Genomic DNA, 14,780 nt, shown 5'->3' with positions numbered 1-14,780 from the left:
CGCCCGGGGTCAGCGCGCGACCATCTCGCGGATCCGTTCGGCGAGCATGTCGAGCGCGAACGGCTTGGTGATCATCTCCATCCCCGCACCCAGAAACTCGCCGCGCACCGCCGCCTTTTCGGCATAGCCGGTGACGAACAGGATGCGCAGATCGGGGCGATGCCGCCGCGCGACCTCGGCCAGCTGGCGCCCGTCCATGCCGGGCAGGCCGACATCGCTGACCAGCAGGTCGATCCGCCGCTCGCTTTCGAGGATCGGGATCGCCGCGTGCGCGTCGCCCGCCTCCATCACGCCATAGCCGAGGCTGCCGAGGATATCGACGATCAGCATCCGCACCGCGACATCGTCCTCGACCACCAGAACGCATTCGCCGTCCGCGCGCGGCAGGTCGCGGTCCGCGGTCGGCACGCTGGCCGCCGCAGTGCCGTGGAAGCGCGGCAGGTACAGCTTGACCGTCGTGCCCTCGCCCTCCTCCGAATAGATCCGGACATGCCCGCCCGACTGGCGCGCAAAGCCATAGATCATCGACAGGCCGAGCCCGGTGCCCTGCCCGATCGGCTTGGTGGTGAAGAACGGGTCGAACGCCTTCTCGATCACCGCCTTCGACATGCCCGTGCCGGTGTCGCTGACGCCGATCGCGACATAGTCGCCGGGCGCGAGATCACCGATCGCCTCGGTATAGTGCGCGTCGAGATGCGTGTTCTCGGTCTCGATCGTCAGCCGCCCGCCCTCGGGCATCGCGTCGCGCGCGTTGATCGCGAGGTTGAGCAGCGCGCTTTCGAGCTGGTTGGCATCCGTCGTCACCGGCCAGGTCGCCTGCTGCCGCCGGATCTCGAGCCGCGCATTCTCGCCGAGTGTCCGTGCGAGCAGATCCTCCATGTCGGCGATCAGCCGGTCGACATCGGTCGCCTTCACGTCGAGCGACTGGCGCCGCGAAAAGGCGAGCAGCCGCTGCGTCAGCCCCGCGGCGCGCTGCGCGGAGACCGTCGCCGCCTCCAGATAGCGGTCGACCTTGTCCGGGCGCGGTTCGGGCACGTTGCGCCGGACCATGTCGAGCCCGCCCAGGATACCGGTCAGCATGTTGTTGAAGTCGTGCGCGATGCCGCCGGTCAGCTGGCCGACCGCCTCCATCTTCTGCGCCTGGCGCAGCGCATCCTCGGCGCGCGCAAGCTGTGCCTCGCGCTCCTTGTCCGCGGTGACGTCGCGCCCGACCGCGTTGATCAGCCCGTCGCCCGGCCGCGCCGCCCAGCTGATCCAGCGATAGCTGCCATCCTTGTGGGCATAGCGATTGTCGATCCGCGCGACCGCCTCGCCGCGGGCGATCCCCGCCGCGGCCAGGCCGGTATGCGCAACGTCGTCGGGGTGGAGCAGCGAGAAGAGCTGGCGTCCGACGATCTCGTCCATCGACCAGCCGAGCATGTCGGTCCAGGCGGGATTGGCGGCGACGATCGTGCCGTCGAACTCGGCGCGCAGCATGATGTCGGACGACAATTCCCACAACCGGTCGCGGTCGGCGGTCGACACCTCGACGGCCTCGGCCAGTCCCTCGTTGATCGCGCGCAGCTGGCGCTCCGCCGCCTTGCGCGTCGACTGGTCGAGGATCGCGCCGATCATCCGCGTCGGCGCGCCGTCCTCGTCGCGGATGACGTAGCCGCGGTCGAGCACATCGGCATAGCGGCCGTCGGCGCAGGCGAACCGGTATTCGTCGGTCCAGTCGCTGTCCTGCCCGTAAATCACCGCATCGATGCTCGCATGGATCCGCGCGCGGTCCTCCGGATGGACCTGGTCCAGCCACCAGTCGCCGGTCGACTTCGCATCGGGCAGGACATGGCCATAGGCGCGCGTCAGCGCCTCGTTCCACAGCACCGAGTTGCTCCGCAGGTCCCAGTCCCAGATCGCGTCGTTGGTCGCACGGCTGGCGAGCCGCAGCCGCTCGCTCGTCTCGCGCAGCGCCGCCTGTGCGCGGCGATCGTCGCTCATGTCGACGACCGTCCCGACCAGCCGGATCGGAGTATCGCCATCGAAGAACGCGATGCCGTGCGCGACGATATGGCGCTCGACGCCGTCGCTCTGGCCGATCGTGCGATATTCCGAATCGAACATCCGCGTGCCCCGCGGATCGAGCGCGGCGGCGACTTGCGCATCGGCCGCCGCGCGGTCGTCGGGGTGGAGATTGGCAAGAAAGGCGGACTCGTACTCGACCGGCGCGCCCGCCGGGATCCCGAACAGCGCGCGGCACCGGTCGTCCCAGCGCAGCATGCCGTCCGCCGGCCGATAGTCGAACCGCCCCAGCCGCGCGACCCGCGTCGCCAGTTCCAGCTCCTCACGGCTTTCGGACAGCGCGACCTCGTTGCGACGGCGCTCGCTGATGTCGTTGAACAGCACCGCGACATGATGCTGCTCGGGCGCATCGACGCGGTAGGCATAGACCTCGAACCAGCGATCCTGCAGCGCGGAGGCGGGATCCTCGAACCGCAGCGGCTCGCCGGTCGTCGCGACATGGCCGTACAGGTCGAACCAGCGCTGTTCCATGTCGGGCGCGACGTCGCGCATCGTCCGCCCGATCATGTCGTCGAGCCCGGTGTTGCGCGCAAACGCCCGGTTCACCTCGAGGAAGCGATAATCGTACGGCGCGCCGTCGGCGAACAGCACCTCGATCACGCAGAACCCCGCATCGATCGATTCGAACAGCGAGCGATAGCGTGCCTCGCTCGCCTTCACCGCGATCTCACCGCGCACCCGGTCGACCGCGTCCGACGTGCGCAGCGCGACGTCCTCGACCAGCGCGATATCCGCCCTGGTCCAGTCGCGCGGCGTGGCCTCGTGCAGGTACAGGACCGCCGCCAGCCGCCCGTCGCGGAGCAGCGGCGCGGCGATCAGCGCGCCGACGCCGGCCTGCGCCCAGCACCGCGCGGTCGCCGGATCACGCGCGCGTGCGTCGGTCGCGCAATCGTCGACGATCACCGTGTGCCCGCGCCGCAGATCGGCGACCACGCCCGCGCCCAGTGCCGCGTCCCCGTCTCCGTCTCCGTCTGGCGTCGCGGCGAGGCCGGGCAGCGTCCCGTTCGACCAGTCACCGACGCCCTGGGTCATCGCGCCGTCCGCCAACACCTCGTCATAGCCGCAGCGCGCGACGTCGAGATGCGAGCCCAGCGCCGCTGCGGCCGCCGCCATGATGTCGTCGGGTCGCGCCATCGTGCGGAACAGGTCGACCAGCGCGAGCTGGAACGCCTGTCGCGCGAGCAGTTCATCACGATCGAGCAGAGGGGGACGCATAACCTATGTGTGCCCGGAGAGACCGGGGAAGTCGAGCCATGCGTGGCTCAGCCGCGCTTCAGCCGGACCAGCGCGGCGTCGAGCGCGGACAGGAAACGCGACCGGTCCGCCTTGGCGAAGGGTGCAGGGCCACCGATCACGTCGCCGCCCGCGCGCAGATCGGCCATGATCGCGCGCGTGGCGATCGCACCGCCGATCGAACTGGTGGTGAACGGCTTGCCGGTGTTTGCGAGCACGGTCGCCCCCGCCTTCACGCAACGATCGGCGAGCAGGATGTCCGCGGTGATCACCACCGCCTTCGCATCGGCCTGCTCGGCGATCCAGTCGTCGGCGGCGTCGAACCCGTCGCTGACGACGACGCGGTTGACCAGCGGGTGGACGGGCACGCGAAAATGGCTGTTCGCGACGATGGTGACGGGCACCTCGTGCCGCCACGCGACCTTGTAGATCTCGTCTTTGACGGGACACGCATCGGCGTCGACGAGGATGCGGAGGGCGGTGGGTGCGGTCGTCATCGGCAATCTCCCGATTTCACCAACGTCGTCATCCTGACGAAAGTCAGGATCCAGGATCAAGCAGGACGGCGTCCGCCGCTCTGGATCCTGACTTTCGTCAGGATGACGGGGCTGAAAGGGTTCTCGGCATCGTCAGGATGACGGAGCTGAGACGGCTCCCGGCGTCGTCAGTATGACGGTGCCGGAGGCCGCCGGCGCCCTCACCCCGTTCGCCCTGAGCGAAGTCGAAGGGCATGCCCCAAGCCGGGGTGCTTCGACTTCGCTCAGCACGAAAGGAATGCGGCAGGCTCAGCTGCGCTCGCGATTGCCGCGATACGGCGCCTTGCGCGCCGGAGCCGGACCGCCGCGCGGGGCCGCGCGGTGCAGCGTCGAGCGCGGGGCGCCCGCGTTGCTGCGGCCACCGCCGCCGGCATGGCGTGCGGTGCTCTCGGGCGCGCCCTGCATCGCCTCGATCGCGACGCCGCTCTCCTCTTCGCCCGCCTGCGCGGTGCGCTGGATCGCCGCCGAGAAGCGCGACGCGACGGCGCGCGGGATCTCGAACGCGGTCTCGTTCGGGCCGATGCGGATCGCACCGATCTCGGACTTGGTGATGTGCCCGCGACGGCAGATCAGCGGCAGGATCCAGCGCGGATCGGCGTTCTGGCGACGACCGATGTCCATGCGGAACCACACCGTGTCCTCGAAGCCCGCGCGCGGACCCTGCGAACGATCGTCGCTGACCGACTGCTTGCTCTGGTCGATCAGGTCCTCGGCCTGCGGCATCGTCGCGCGGTGCATGTGCACCAGCGCCGCAGCGATATCCTCAGGGGTCTTCTCGGCCATCAGGCGGGTCGCCAGCTCGCGATCCTCGTCCTCGACCTCGACCGGCTGCATCAGCATCGTGATCAGCCGCTCATGGTCGTTCTTGCGGATATCCTCGGCGGTCGGGGCGTTGACCCACTCCGCGTTGATCTTCGCACCTTTCAGCATCATGTCGACGCGACGGCGACGCGGGAACGGCACGATCAGCACGGCGGTGCCCTTCTTGCCCGCACGACCGGTACGACCCGAGCGATGCTGCAGCGTCTCGGCATCGCGTGGCAGTTCGACGTGCACGACGAGGCTGAGCGTCGGCAGATCGATCCCGCGCGCGGCGACGTCGGTCGCGACGCAGACGCGCGCACGGCGATCGCGCAGCGCCTGGAGCGCGGCGTTACGCTCGTTCTGCGAATGCTCGCCCGACAGCGCGACCGCGGCGAAACCGCGCTCGACCAGGCTTGCATGCAGATGGCGCACGTTATCGCGCGTCGCGCAGAACAGCATCGCCGTCTCCGCTTCGTGGAAGCGCAGCAGGTTGATCACCGCATGCTCGATCTCGGACGGCGAGACCGTGACGGCCTGGTACGAGATGTCGCCATGACCGCGATCCTCACCGACGGTCGAGATCCGCACCGCGTCGCGCTGGTAGCGCTTGGCGAGCGCGACGATCGGCCGCGGCATCGTCGCCGAGAACAACAGCGTCCGGCGCTGCTCGGGCGACGCGTCGAGGATCTGCTCGAGATCCTCGCGGAAGCCCATGTCGAGCATCTCGTCGGCCTCGTCGAGCACCGCGACCTTCAGGGCCGACAGGTCGAGCGCACCACGCTCGAGATGGTCACGCAGACGGCCGGGCGTGCCGACGACGATATGCGCGCCGTGTGCGAGGCTGCGACGCTCCTTCGACGCGTCCATGCCGCCGACGCAGGTCGAGATGCGCGCGCCGGCCTTGGCATAGAGCCACATCAGCTCGCGGCTGACCTGCAGCGCGAGTTCGCGGGTCGGGGCGATGCAGAGCACGAGCGGCTTGTGCGGCGCCGGCAGGCGCTGGACGCCGTCCTCACCCGCTTCACCGAGCAGTTCGCCGGCCATCGCGAGGCCGAACGCGACGGTCTTGCCCGAGCCGGTCTGCGCCGACACGACGAGATCGCGACCGACCGCATTCTCCTCGATCACATGCGCCTGGACGGGGGTGAGCGCGGTATAGCCACGCGCAGCGAGCGCTTCGGAAAGAAGCGACGGAATATTTGAAAAAGGCATGTACGTCCTAATTGGTGGCCGGCTTGACGCTACGGCAAAGCACTGGCGTGGTGGTCCCTACAGGACTTGGCCCGCGGCCCACCCGCTCGCCCATGCCCATTGGAAGTTGTAGCCGCCGAGCCACCCTGTGACATCGACCGCTTCGCCGACCGCATACAGGTTTTTTACGCGTTTGGCTTCCATTGTTTGTGAAGAAAGCTCAGCAGTGCTGATTCCGCCCGCCGTCACCTCCGCCTTGGCATAGCCTTCGCTGCCATTTGGCGTGAATTGCCAATGGCTTAGCGCACGCTCCGCGTCCTGCAGCCGGCGATCGGTGAGCGTGGAAATCTCCCCTGCCATCCCCAGCCGCTCGCTCAGCGTCTCGGCGAGTCGGTCAGGCAGCGTCCCCCCGAGCAGCTTGCGCAGCGTCGTGCGCGGCGTGGTGCGCTTCGCTGCGGGGAGCCAGCCGGAGTCGCGGTCGGGGACGAAATCGATGCCCACGGGCTGGCCGTGCCGCCAATAGGACGAGGCCTGCAGGATCGCCGGGCCCGACAGTCCGCGATGCGTGAACAGCGCCGCCTCGCGGAACGCGGTCTTGCCGGCCGTCGCAACGACATCGGCGGCGACGCCCGACAATTCGCGAAACAGGATCTCGTCGCCGCCGAGCGTCAGCGGGACGAGCGCGGGCCGCGGCTCGACCACCTTCAACCCGAATTGCCGCGCCAGATCATAGGCAAAACCGGTCGCGCCCATCTTCGGGATCGACGGCCCACCGGTCGCGATCACCAGCGCGGGCGCGGTGACCGCGCGGCCGTCGATCGCGACGCGGTAGCCGCCGTCACCCTGCTCGACCGCAGTGACGCCGCGTCCCAGCGACAGGTCGACCCGCCCCTTGTCGCATTCATCGAGCAGCATCTCGACGATCTGTTTCGCCGAGCCATCGCAGAACAGCTGCCCCAGCGTCTTTTCGTGCCACGCGATCCCGTAGGACTCGACGAGGGCGAGGAAATCCTGCGCGGTGTAGCGACCGAGCGCGGACTTGGCGAAATGCGGATTGGCGGAGATATAGCGGTCGGCGGCGGTGTGCATGTTGGTGAAATTGCACCGCCCGCCGCCCGAGATCAGGATCTTCTTGCCCGCCTGCTCGGCATGATCGACGAGCAGGATCCGCCGCCCGCGCTGCCCCGCGACCGCGGCGCACATGAGCCCGGCGGCGCCGGCGCCAAGGATGATCGCGTCATAGTCGGACAAGGTTCGCTCCGTGCGGCGCGGGGTGCGGGCCGCTGGTCAAAGGTGTTTTCCCGCGAAGGCGGGGACCCGGACTGGGCTCCCGCGTTCGCGGGAGAACAAGGCCGGATGCAGCGCGTTCGGGATCGCCCATATAGGCGCCACCTGCTGCTACCGAAAGCACCACCCCGGCGAAGGCCGGGGCCCAGTTGGGGGACGGCAATGACGCACGTCACGCGCCGTTACCCCCACCTCGCCAACTGGACCCCGGCCTCCGCCGGGGTGGTGCATTCTTAAATCGTCATCCTGACGAAAGTCAGGACCCAAGCTGACGAGCGACTAACGCAGCTTCGCGATATTCAGCGAATCTTCCTTCGCCCGCGTCTTCACCGATTCCTCGCTCCGCGTCAGCGCCTTGGCGATCGCCTTCAGCGCCATGCCCTTCTTGGCGAGCGTGTGCAGCTTCTGGATCTCGTCCTGGGTCCAGGGCTGGCGGTGCCGTTCGAATTTTGCCTCGGCCATTATGCGATCTCCACTATCTCGATCGCATCCGCCTTGCCGGCAAACGCGACCGTCTCGCCCACTGCGGCGCCCATCAGCGCGCGCGCGAGCGGGGCGGAGAAAGCGAGGCGATCCTCGCCCGGCTCGGCCTCGTCGCCGCCGACGATCGCGATCGTCCGTTCCGCGCCGTTCATCCGCACGCGCACCGACGATCCGATCCCGACCTCACCCTCTTCGGGCTCCGGCGCGAGCTCTGCCGTCGTCTGCCGTGTGTGCCAGTAGCGCAGGTCGCGCAGCAGCACCTTGCGTGCTTCCTCGTCGGTCTCGGCCGCCACCGCCGCCTCGATCGTCTCGACGCGCTCGCCGATCAGCGCAAGGCCGCGCGCCGTGACCAAATTGGGCCCCGGCGCGATTGGCTGTTCGAACTTCGGCTCGAGATGTTCCTCGTCGCTTTCACGGCGAAACGCGACGCTCATGCGCTTACTTCAGGCATGCGACGATCCCGGCGATCGCCGCCAGCGTGCCGTCGACATTCTTCACCTTCACGACGTCGAGCCCCAGCTGCTCGGCCGGATAGTCGTTGCCGCCCGGGAAGATCGCGTCGCCGATGAACATCATCTTGTCGAGCGCGATGCCGCTCGCTTCGTTGAGTTTCTTCAGGCCATACGCCTTGTCGACACCCTCGCGCGTGATGTCGATCGAGGTCGCACCGCCCATGTTGATCGACAGACCCGGCAGACGCTGGCGCAGATCGGCCTGGATCACCTTGCGCTTGGCGAAGTCCGGATCCCAGCTGTGCTTGGCGTCGATCGGCGCTTCCTGGCCGAGCGCGGAGAAGGTGATCTGGCTACCGCGATCCTCGATCCGCTCGCCCCAAGTCTGCTCGGGGACGAACCCGGTCGCCTCGAGCGACTCGTCGAATGCCTTGAGGATCTTCTGCTTCTCGTCTTCCTCGAACAGCTCGGCATAGACCGCACGCCAGGCGTCGTCGAACCGGTACAGCTTGGTGCCGGTCGTCGGCATCAGCCACAGCTTGGTGCGATCGGCGCGCTCGGGCAGACGGCTCGCGACCTGCTTTTCGAACTGCGGCCAGTCGCCGCCCGAGATCACCGCGACATGCGCGACGTCGAGCAGATCGGCGAGCGCCTCGCCCATCGGCTCCTGCAAGGGCTGCTTGCTTTCGGCCAGCGTTCCGTCGAGGTCAAAGGCAACCAACTCTTTCATGCGGAAACTCCAGTCAGGATAAATGTGTCGATCGCGTGCGCGACGCCATCGGCATCGTTCGCGGTGGTAATCTCGTGCGCGACGTCACGGACATTTTGCGGCGCATTGCCCATCGCGATCGCCAGACTGGCCCGCTTGAGCATCGCGATGTCGTTCGCCTGGTCGCCGATCGCCGCGGTCTGCGTCAGGCTGATGCCGAACGCGTCCGCGAGTTCCTCGATCCCGCTGCCCTTGTTGCCCGCCACGGGCGTGATGTCGAGATAATAGGTCTGGCTCTGGACGATCGTCGCCTGCGCGTCGAACTTCGCCGCGACCTTGGCGTGCAGGTCGCGCAGCAGATCCTCGTCGTCGCTGACGAACGTCACCTTGTCCGCCTTGCCGAGCAGGTCGGTGAAGTCGGCGACGATCACCGGATCCTGCGCCGAGGCCTTGCGCTCGCTGTCGACATGGCTGCCCTGGTCGGTGCTGGCATACCAGATGTCGTCGGCGAAGATCCAGGTATCGACCGGCGCGTCACCGATGATGTCCATCGCGCCGCGCACGACGTCGACATCGACCATGTGATGCTCGATGACCGTGCCGTCGCGCTTGAACACGATGCCGCCGTTGAACGCGCCCATCGGCTCGTCGATGCCGAGCAGTTCGGCGATCGGCATCATCCCCGATCGCGGCCGCGCGCTGATGATCGTGAAGCCCAGGCCCGCCGCCTTCAGCCGTTTGACCGCATCGACGGTCGCGGGTGCGACCTTCTTGTCCTTGTCGACGAGCGTGCCGTCGACGTCGGACACCAGGAGCTTGATGCTCACTTGCCCGTTCACTGGGGCATCTCGACATGCCCGCCAAAGCCGAAGCGCATCGCCGACAACAGCTTGTCGCCGAACGTATGGTCGACCCGGCTGCGATAGCGTGCGTAGAGCGCGGCGCTCAGCACGTTGGCGGGCACCTTCTCTTCCATCGCCGCGTCGATCGTCCACTGGCCCTCGCCCGAATCCGCGACGCTGCCGCTGAACCCTTCGAGCGTGCCGTCCTTGGCCAGCGCGATCGCCGACAGGTCGAGCAGCCACGACGAGATCACGCTGCCGCGACGCCACACTTCGGCGACGTCGGTCAGGTTGATGTCGAAACGCTGGTCCTCCGCGACATGCTCGCCCGACTTGCCCTTGAGGATGTCGAAGCCCTCGGCATAGGCCTGCATCAGGCCGTATTCGATACCGTTATGGACCATCTTGACGAAATGCCCGGCACCCGGAGGGCCGGCGTGGATATAGCCCTTTTCCGCACGCGGATCGGCCTGCCCCTCGATGCGGCCCGGCGTGCGGACGATCTCGCCCATGCCCGGTGCCAGCGTGTCGAAGATCGGATCGAGATAATCGACCGTCTCCGTCTCGCCGCCGATCATCATGCAATAGCCACGCTCGAGGCCCCAGACGCCACCCGACGTGCCGACGTCGACATAGCGGATGCCCTTTTCGGCGAGGTCCTTCGCGCGGCGGACGTCGTCCTTGTAGAAGCTGTTGCCGCCATCGATGATGATGTCGCCCTCGGCGGCCTTTTCGGCGATCGCCTGGACGGTCTGCTCGGTCGGCTCGCCCGCGGGCACCATCACCCACCAGATCGCCGGCGTGTCGAGCTTGCCGCGCATGTCGTCGAGCGAGTCCGCGCCGATCGCGCCATCCGCCGCGAGCTTCTTCACCGCCTCCGCATCGCGATCGAACGCGACGACCTCATGGCCGTTCTTCATCAACCGGCGCGCGATATTGCCGCCCATCCGGCCGAGGCCGATCAGTCCGATCTTCATGATTCACTCCGCGCTTTCGCTGGAAAATACCTGCCGTTCGTCCCGAGTAGACGTCGAGCGTGTCGAGACGACATATCGAGGGACATGTACCTCGATACGGTCTCTCGGCTTCGCTCGATCCCTACTCGGCACGAGCGGGAACGTGTCTTACGCCGTCGCCGGCTGCTTCTTCGCGATCGACCCGAGCAGATCGTCGAACGCCTTCACGAACGAGGCGACGCCCTCTTCGACCAGCGTGCCGGTCACGCCGGTCAGGTCGAGCCCGAGCCGCTCGGCTTCCGCCAGCACATGCTTCGCGCCATCGACATCCGCGGTGATCGTCTCCGCCGCGGTGCCATGGTCGCGAAACGAGTCCATCGTCTTTGGCGGCATCGTGTTGACCGTGTCACGACCGATCAGCGTGTCGATGTAGAGCGTGTCGGGATAGCTCGGATCCTTGACCCCGGTCGACGCCCACAACAGCCGCTGCGGCTGCGCGCCCTTGGCGGCGAGTGCCTGCCAGCGGTCCGACTTCAGGAAGTCGAGATACCATTGATACGCCATCTTCGCATTGGCGATCGCGACCTTGCCGCGTACCGCCTTCAGCGCATCCGCATCAGCATCACCCTTTTCGAGCCGTGCATCGATCTGCTTGTCGATCATCGAATCGATCCGGCTGACGAAGAAGCTCGCGACGCTGGCGATCCGGTCGATCGGCTTGCCCTCGGCAACGCGCTTCTCGAGACCTGCCGCATAGGCCTCGGCGACGCGGACATAGGCGTCGATCGAGAACAGCAAGGTCACGTTGACGTTGATCCCTTCCGAGATCGCGGTCGAGATCGCCGGGCCGCCCGCGAGCGTTCCCGGGATCTTGATCATCAGGTTCGGCCGGTCGACCGCCGTCCACAGCTTGCGGGCCTCGGCGATCGTCGCGTCGGTATCGTCCGAGATATAGGGCGACACTTCGAGGCTGACATAGCCGTCCTTCGCGTCGAGCTTGTCGTACACGGGCTTCAGCGTCTCCGCCGCCGCCTTGATGTCCTGGATCGCGAGATGCTCGTAGCGGTCGATCGTCGCCGCGCCGGGATTCTCCTTGTCGAACTTGGCGAGCGTCGAGTCATAGGCCTCGCCGTGCCCCATCGCCTTTTCGAAGATCGACGGGTTGGAGGTGACACCGGTCAGCCCGTCCGCGTCGACCAGCTTCTGAAGGCCACCGGCCTCCAGGAACTTCCGGTCGACGAAATCGAGCCACACCGCCTGGCCGAAGCCTTCGAGATCGTTGAGCGCACCCATCACTTGGTCTCCATAACCTGGCGGGCAACCTTGACGACATTGTCGACGGTGAACCCGAACTTGTCCTGCAGTTTGGCGAGCGGTGCCGAGGCACCGAAGGTCGACATCGTCACGGTCGCGCCGTCGAGCCCGACATAGCGGTCCCAGCCGATCGACCCGGCCATCTCGATCGCGACGCGTGCGCGCACGCCCCGCGGCAACACGCTTTCCTTGTAGGCGGCGTCCTGCAGTTCGTAGCGATACCAGCTCGGCATCGACACGACCCGGCTCTTCACGCCGTCCGCGACCAGCTTCTCATGCGCCTCGACCGCCAGCGACACTTCGCTGCCCGTCGCGATCAGGATCACGTCGGGCGTGCCGTCACAATCGGCGAGCACATAACCGCCCTGCGCAACGCCGTCCGCGCTCGCATATTTGGTCCGGTCGAGCGTCGGCAGCGCCTGGCGCGACAGGATCAGCGCAGCGGGCGTGCTGGCATCCTTCAGGACCGCCTTCCACGCAGCGACGACTTCGTTCGCATCGCTCGGGCGGATCGTGTCGAGCCCGGGGATCGCGCGCAGCGTGGCCAGATGCTCGATCGGCTGGTGCGTCGGGCCGTCCTCGCCGACGCCAATCGAATCATGCGTGAACACCCAGACCGCGCCCACTTCCATGATCGCCGACAGCCGCACCGGTGCGCGCATGTAATCGACGAAGACGAGGAAGGTGGAGCCGTAGGAGCGCAGATGCGACAGCGCCATGCCGTTGACGATCGCGCCCATGCCATGTTCGCGAATGCCGAAATGGAAGTTGCGGCCGGCATAGTTGTTCGCCTCGAACGAGGGCTGGCCCTTGATGTCGGTCTTGGTCGACGGCGCGAGATCCGCCGAGCCGCCGATCAGCCACGGCACCTTGGCGGCGATCGCATTGAGCACCTTGCCACCCGAATCACGGCTGGCGACACCCTTGGGATCGGCCTCGAACACGGGAATGTCCGCGTCCCAGCCCTTGGGCAGCTCGTCCTTGAGCAGCAGGTCGAGTTCGGCCGACAGCTCGGGATATGCACCCCGATATTTGTCGGTCAGCGCGACCCATTCGTCACGCAGCTTGGCGCCACGCTCCGCGATCGCACCGTTGAAATGCTCGATCACGCCATCGGGCACGTAGAAGGACTTGTCCTCGGGCCAGCCATAGGCCTGCTTGGTGAGGCGGATATTCTCGTCGCCGAGCGGCTCGCCATGCGCCTTCTCGCTGCCCGCCTTGGGGCTGCCATAGCCGATCACCGAATGCACGACGATGAAGGTCGGCTTGTCGGTCGTCGCCTTGAACGTCTCGATCGCACGGCTCAGCGCGGCGGTGTCGTTCGCGTCGTCGACATGGATGACGTTCCAGCCGTAAGCGTCGAAGCGCAGGCCGACATCCTCGTCGAACGCGAGATCGGTCGCGCCCTCGATCGAGATGTGGTTGCTGTCGTAGATCCAGCACAGATTGCTGAGCTTGAGATGCCCGGCCATGCTCGCCGCCTCGGCGGAGACGCCCTCCATCATGTCGCCATCGCCACAGATGGTGTAGACGTCATGGTCGAACAGCGTGAAGCCGTCCTTGTTGTAACGCGCCGCGAGCCAGCGCTCGGCGATCGCCATGCCGACCGAATTGCCGCAACCCTGGCCGAGCGGGCCGGTCGTGGTCTCGACACCCGTGGTGTGGCGATATTCGGGGTGGCCCGGGGTCTTGGACGAGAGCTGGCGGAACTGCCGGATGTCCTCGAGGCTGACCGCCTCCTTGCCGCTCTTCTCGCCGTCCGCGCTGATTTCCTCGATCTTGGCGAGGTGGATCAGCGCATAGAGCAGCATCGACGCATGGCCGACCGACAGCACGAACCGGTCGCGATTGGGCCAGTCGGCGTGCTTGGGATCGTAGCGCAGGAATTTCGACCAGAGCGTGTAGCCGACCGGCGCGAGCGCCATCGGCGTGCCGGGATGGCCCGAATTGGCCTTCTGCACCGCGTCCATCGACAGCGTACGGATCGTATCGATCGTCAGACGCTCGGGCGAACCGTCCTCGTGCAGGTTCGGATCCGCCTTCATCGTGGGGGCGGTTGCGGTATCGGTCATGGAAGAAAGCCTCGCTCTAGACGGTGACCGAACGCCGCGCATCCGATCTGGTTGCCAACATAGGATGCCTTTAGGCAGATGCACCCGGGCGTTCCAGTCGCGTAACGACGCCTTTGGATGCAATATAGGCGGCATCGACCTCGTCGAGGAACAATCCGTGGCCCAGCACGCCGGGAATCGCCGCCAGTACCGCCGCTAGCGCGTGCGGGTCGCCGAGTGCCGGAAATCGGCAATCCGCAACCAGATTGTCCTGATCCGTCCGATAGTTGGGGCGAATCACCGGCGCTCCGCCCAAGTCGGCCAGCACGCGCATCACATAGCCTCGCGCGAAGGGCAGTAGCTCGACCGGCAGCTTCGCCGCACCGATCCGTTCGACCCGCTTCGATCCGTCCGCAATCACGACCATCCGTGCCGAGCTTGCGGCGACGATCTTCTCGCGCAGCATCGCCCCGCCAGCGCCCTTGATCGCGAAACAGCGCGCGTCGATCTCGTCCGCGCCGTCGATCGTCAGGTCGACCTGCGCGATATCGGCAAAGTCGAGCACCGGAATGCCCACCTGCCGCGCCAGCGTGCCGCTCGCCTCGGACGTGACGACCGCGCGGACGTCGAGCCCCGCCGCGACCCGCTCGCCCAGCGCACGGATCGCGAACGCCGCGGTCGACCCGGTACCCAGCCCGACCAGCATCCCGTCCCGAACCTCCGCCACCGCCGCCACCGCCGCCGCCTGCTTGTCGTCATCGATCATGTGTTGCGCCTTTTCAAATCAACTGCCCCCGATCCAATCCAACCGCCCCCGTCCCTCCCGTTCGCCCCTCCCGTTCGCCCGCCCCCCTCCCGTTC

12 protein-coding genes are annotated in these 14,780 nt (G+C 67.1%); all 12 read right to left on the bottom strand.

What is annotated here, in order from left to right; genetic code table 11:
- Positions 1-9 precede the first annotated feature (9 nt).
- Complete coding sequence (locus ASE89_RS15755; protein ID WP_056679572.1) at positions 10-3,276, bottom strand: PAS domain-containing protein; 3,267 nt, start codon at positions 3,274-3,276, stop codon at positions 10-12.
- A 47-nt stretch (positions 3,277-3,323) separates the two neighbouring features.
- On the bottom strand, positions 3,324-3,791 hold the full coding sequence (locus ASE89_RS15750) for a YaiI/YqxD family protein (RefSeq protein WP_056679568.1): 468 nt from the start codon (positions 3,789-3,791) through the stop codon (positions 3,324-3,326).
- Between the two features lie 288 nt (positions 3,792-4,079).
- Positions 4,080-5,846, bottom strand: a complete 1,767-nt coding sequence (locus ASE89_RS15745; RefSeq protein ID WP_056409192.1) for a DEAD/DEAH box helicase — start codon at positions 5,844-5,846, stop codon at positions 4,080-4,082.
- Positions 5,847-5,903: 57 nt separating this feature from the next.
- On the bottom strand, positions 5,904-7,076 hold the full coding sequence (locus ASE89_RS15740) for an NAD(P)/FAD-dependent oxidoreductase (protein WP_269082967.1): 1,173 nt from the start codon (positions 7,074-7,076) through the stop codon (positions 5,904-5,906).
- Positions 7,077-7,391: 315 nt separating this feature from the next.
- A complete protein-coding gene (locus tag ASE89_RS15735; RefSeq protein WP_031396458.1) occupies positions 7,392-7,574 on the bottom strand; it encodes a hypothetical protein in 183 nt (60 codons plus the stop codon).
- A complete protein-coding gene (locus ASE89_RS15730) occupies positions 7,574-8,029 on the bottom strand; it encodes a GreA/GreB family elongation factor (RefSeq protein WP_031441771.1) in 456 nt (151 codons plus the stop codon). The genes ASE89_RS15735 and ASE89_RS15730 overlap by 1 nt, the downstream gene beginning before the upstream one ends.
- A gap of 4 nt (positions 8,030-8,033) precedes the next feature.
- A complete protein-coding gene (locus tag ASE89_RS15725) occupies positions 8,034-8,777 on the bottom strand; it encodes an HAD-IIB family hydrolase (RefSeq protein WP_031396456.1) in 744 nt (247 codons plus the stop codon).
- Positions 8,774-9,583, bottom strand: a complete 810-nt coding sequence (locus tag ASE89_RS15720; protein WP_236701823.1) for a Cof-type HAD-IIB family hydrolase — start codon at positions 9,581-9,583, stop codon at positions 8,774-8,776. The genes ASE89_RS15725 and ASE89_RS15720 overlap by 4 nt, the downstream gene beginning before the upstream one ends.
- Before the next feature lie 8 nt (positions 9,584-9,591).
- Complete coding sequence (gene gnd / locus ASE89_RS15715) at positions 9,592-10,575, bottom strand: phosphogluconate dehydrogenase (NAD(+)-dependent, decarboxylating) (RefSeq protein ID WP_056409181.1); 984 nt, start codon at positions 10,573-10,575, stop codon at positions 9,592-9,594.
- A gap of 147 nt (positions 10,576-10,722) precedes the next feature.
- Positions 10,723-11,847, bottom strand: coding sequence for a transaldolase (gene tal, locus ASE89_RS15710; RefSeq protein ID WP_056679559.1), 1,125 nt, complete (start codon positions 11,845-11,847; stop codon positions 10,723-10,725).
- On the bottom strand, positions 11,847-13,940 hold the full coding sequence (gene tkt, locus ASE89_RS15705; RefSeq protein WP_056679556.1) for a transketolase: 2,094 nt from the start codon (positions 13,938-13,940) through the stop codon (positions 11,847-11,849). The genes tal and tkt overlap by 1 nt, the downstream gene beginning before the upstream one ends.
- A gap of 70 nt (positions 13,941-14,010) precedes the next feature.
- Positions 14,011-14,685, bottom strand: coding sequence for a ribose-5-phosphate isomerase RpiA (rpiA, locus tag ASE89_RS15700; RefSeq protein ID WP_056679553.1), 675 nt, complete (start codon positions 14,683-14,685; stop codon positions 14,011-14,013).
- Positions 14,686-14,780: the final 95 nt, after the last annotated feature.

This window comes from Sphingomonas sp. Leaf30 (assembly GCF_001422525.1).
In the GTDB taxonomy this organism is placed as follows: domain Bacteria; phylum Pseudomonadota; class Alphaproteobacteria; order Sphingomonadales; family Sphingomonadaceae; genus Sphingomonas; species Sphingomonas aerolata.
The sequence above is the reverse complement of the archived record's forward strand: the minus strand, read 5'-3'. Positions and strand labels throughout refer to the sequence as shown.

Excerpts from the sequence above, each read along its gene's own strand:
- ASE89_RS15730 (WP_031441771.1), bottom strand. The coding sequence starts at position 8,029 with ATGAGCGTCGCGTTTCGCCGTGAAAGCGACGAGGAACATCTCGAGCCG.
- tkt (WP_056679556.1), bottom strand. The coding sequence starts at position 13,940 with ATGACCGATACCGCAACCGCCCCCACGATGAAGGCGGATCCGAACCTG.
- ASE89_RS15725 (WP_031396456.1), bottom strand. The coding sequence starts at position 8,777 with ATGAAAGAGTTGGTTGCCTTTGACCTCGACGGAACGCTGGCCGAAAGC.
- tal (WP_056679559.1), bottom strand. The coding sequence starts at position 11,847 with ATGGGTGCGCTCAACGATCTCGAAGGCTTCGGCCAGGCGGTGTGGCTC.
- ASE89_RS15735 (WP_031396458.1), bottom strand. The coding sequence starts at position 7,574 with ATGGCCGAGGCAAAATTCGAACGGCACCGCCAGCCCTGGACCCAGGAC.
- ASE89_RS15745 (WP_056409192.1), bottom strand. The coding sequence starts at position 5,846 with ATGCCTTTTTCAAATATTCCGTCGCTTCTTTCCGAAGCGCTCGCTGCG.
- ASE89_RS15755 (WP_056679572.1), bottom strand. The coding sequence starts at position 3,276 with ATGCGTCCCCCTCTGCTCGATCGTGATGAACTGCTCGCGCGACAGGCG.
- gnd (WP_056409181.1), bottom strand. The coding sequence starts at position 10,575 with ATGAAGATCGGACTGATCGGCCTCGGCCGGATGGGCGGCAATATCGCG.
- ASE89_RS15750 (WP_056679568.1), bottom strand. The coding sequence starts at position 3,791 with ATGACGACCGCACCCACCGCCCTCCGCATCCTCGTCGACGCCGATGCG.
- rpiA (WP_056679553.1), bottom strand. The coding sequence starts at position 14,685 with ATGATCGATGACGACAAGCAGGCGGCGGCGGTGGCGGCGGTGGCGGAG.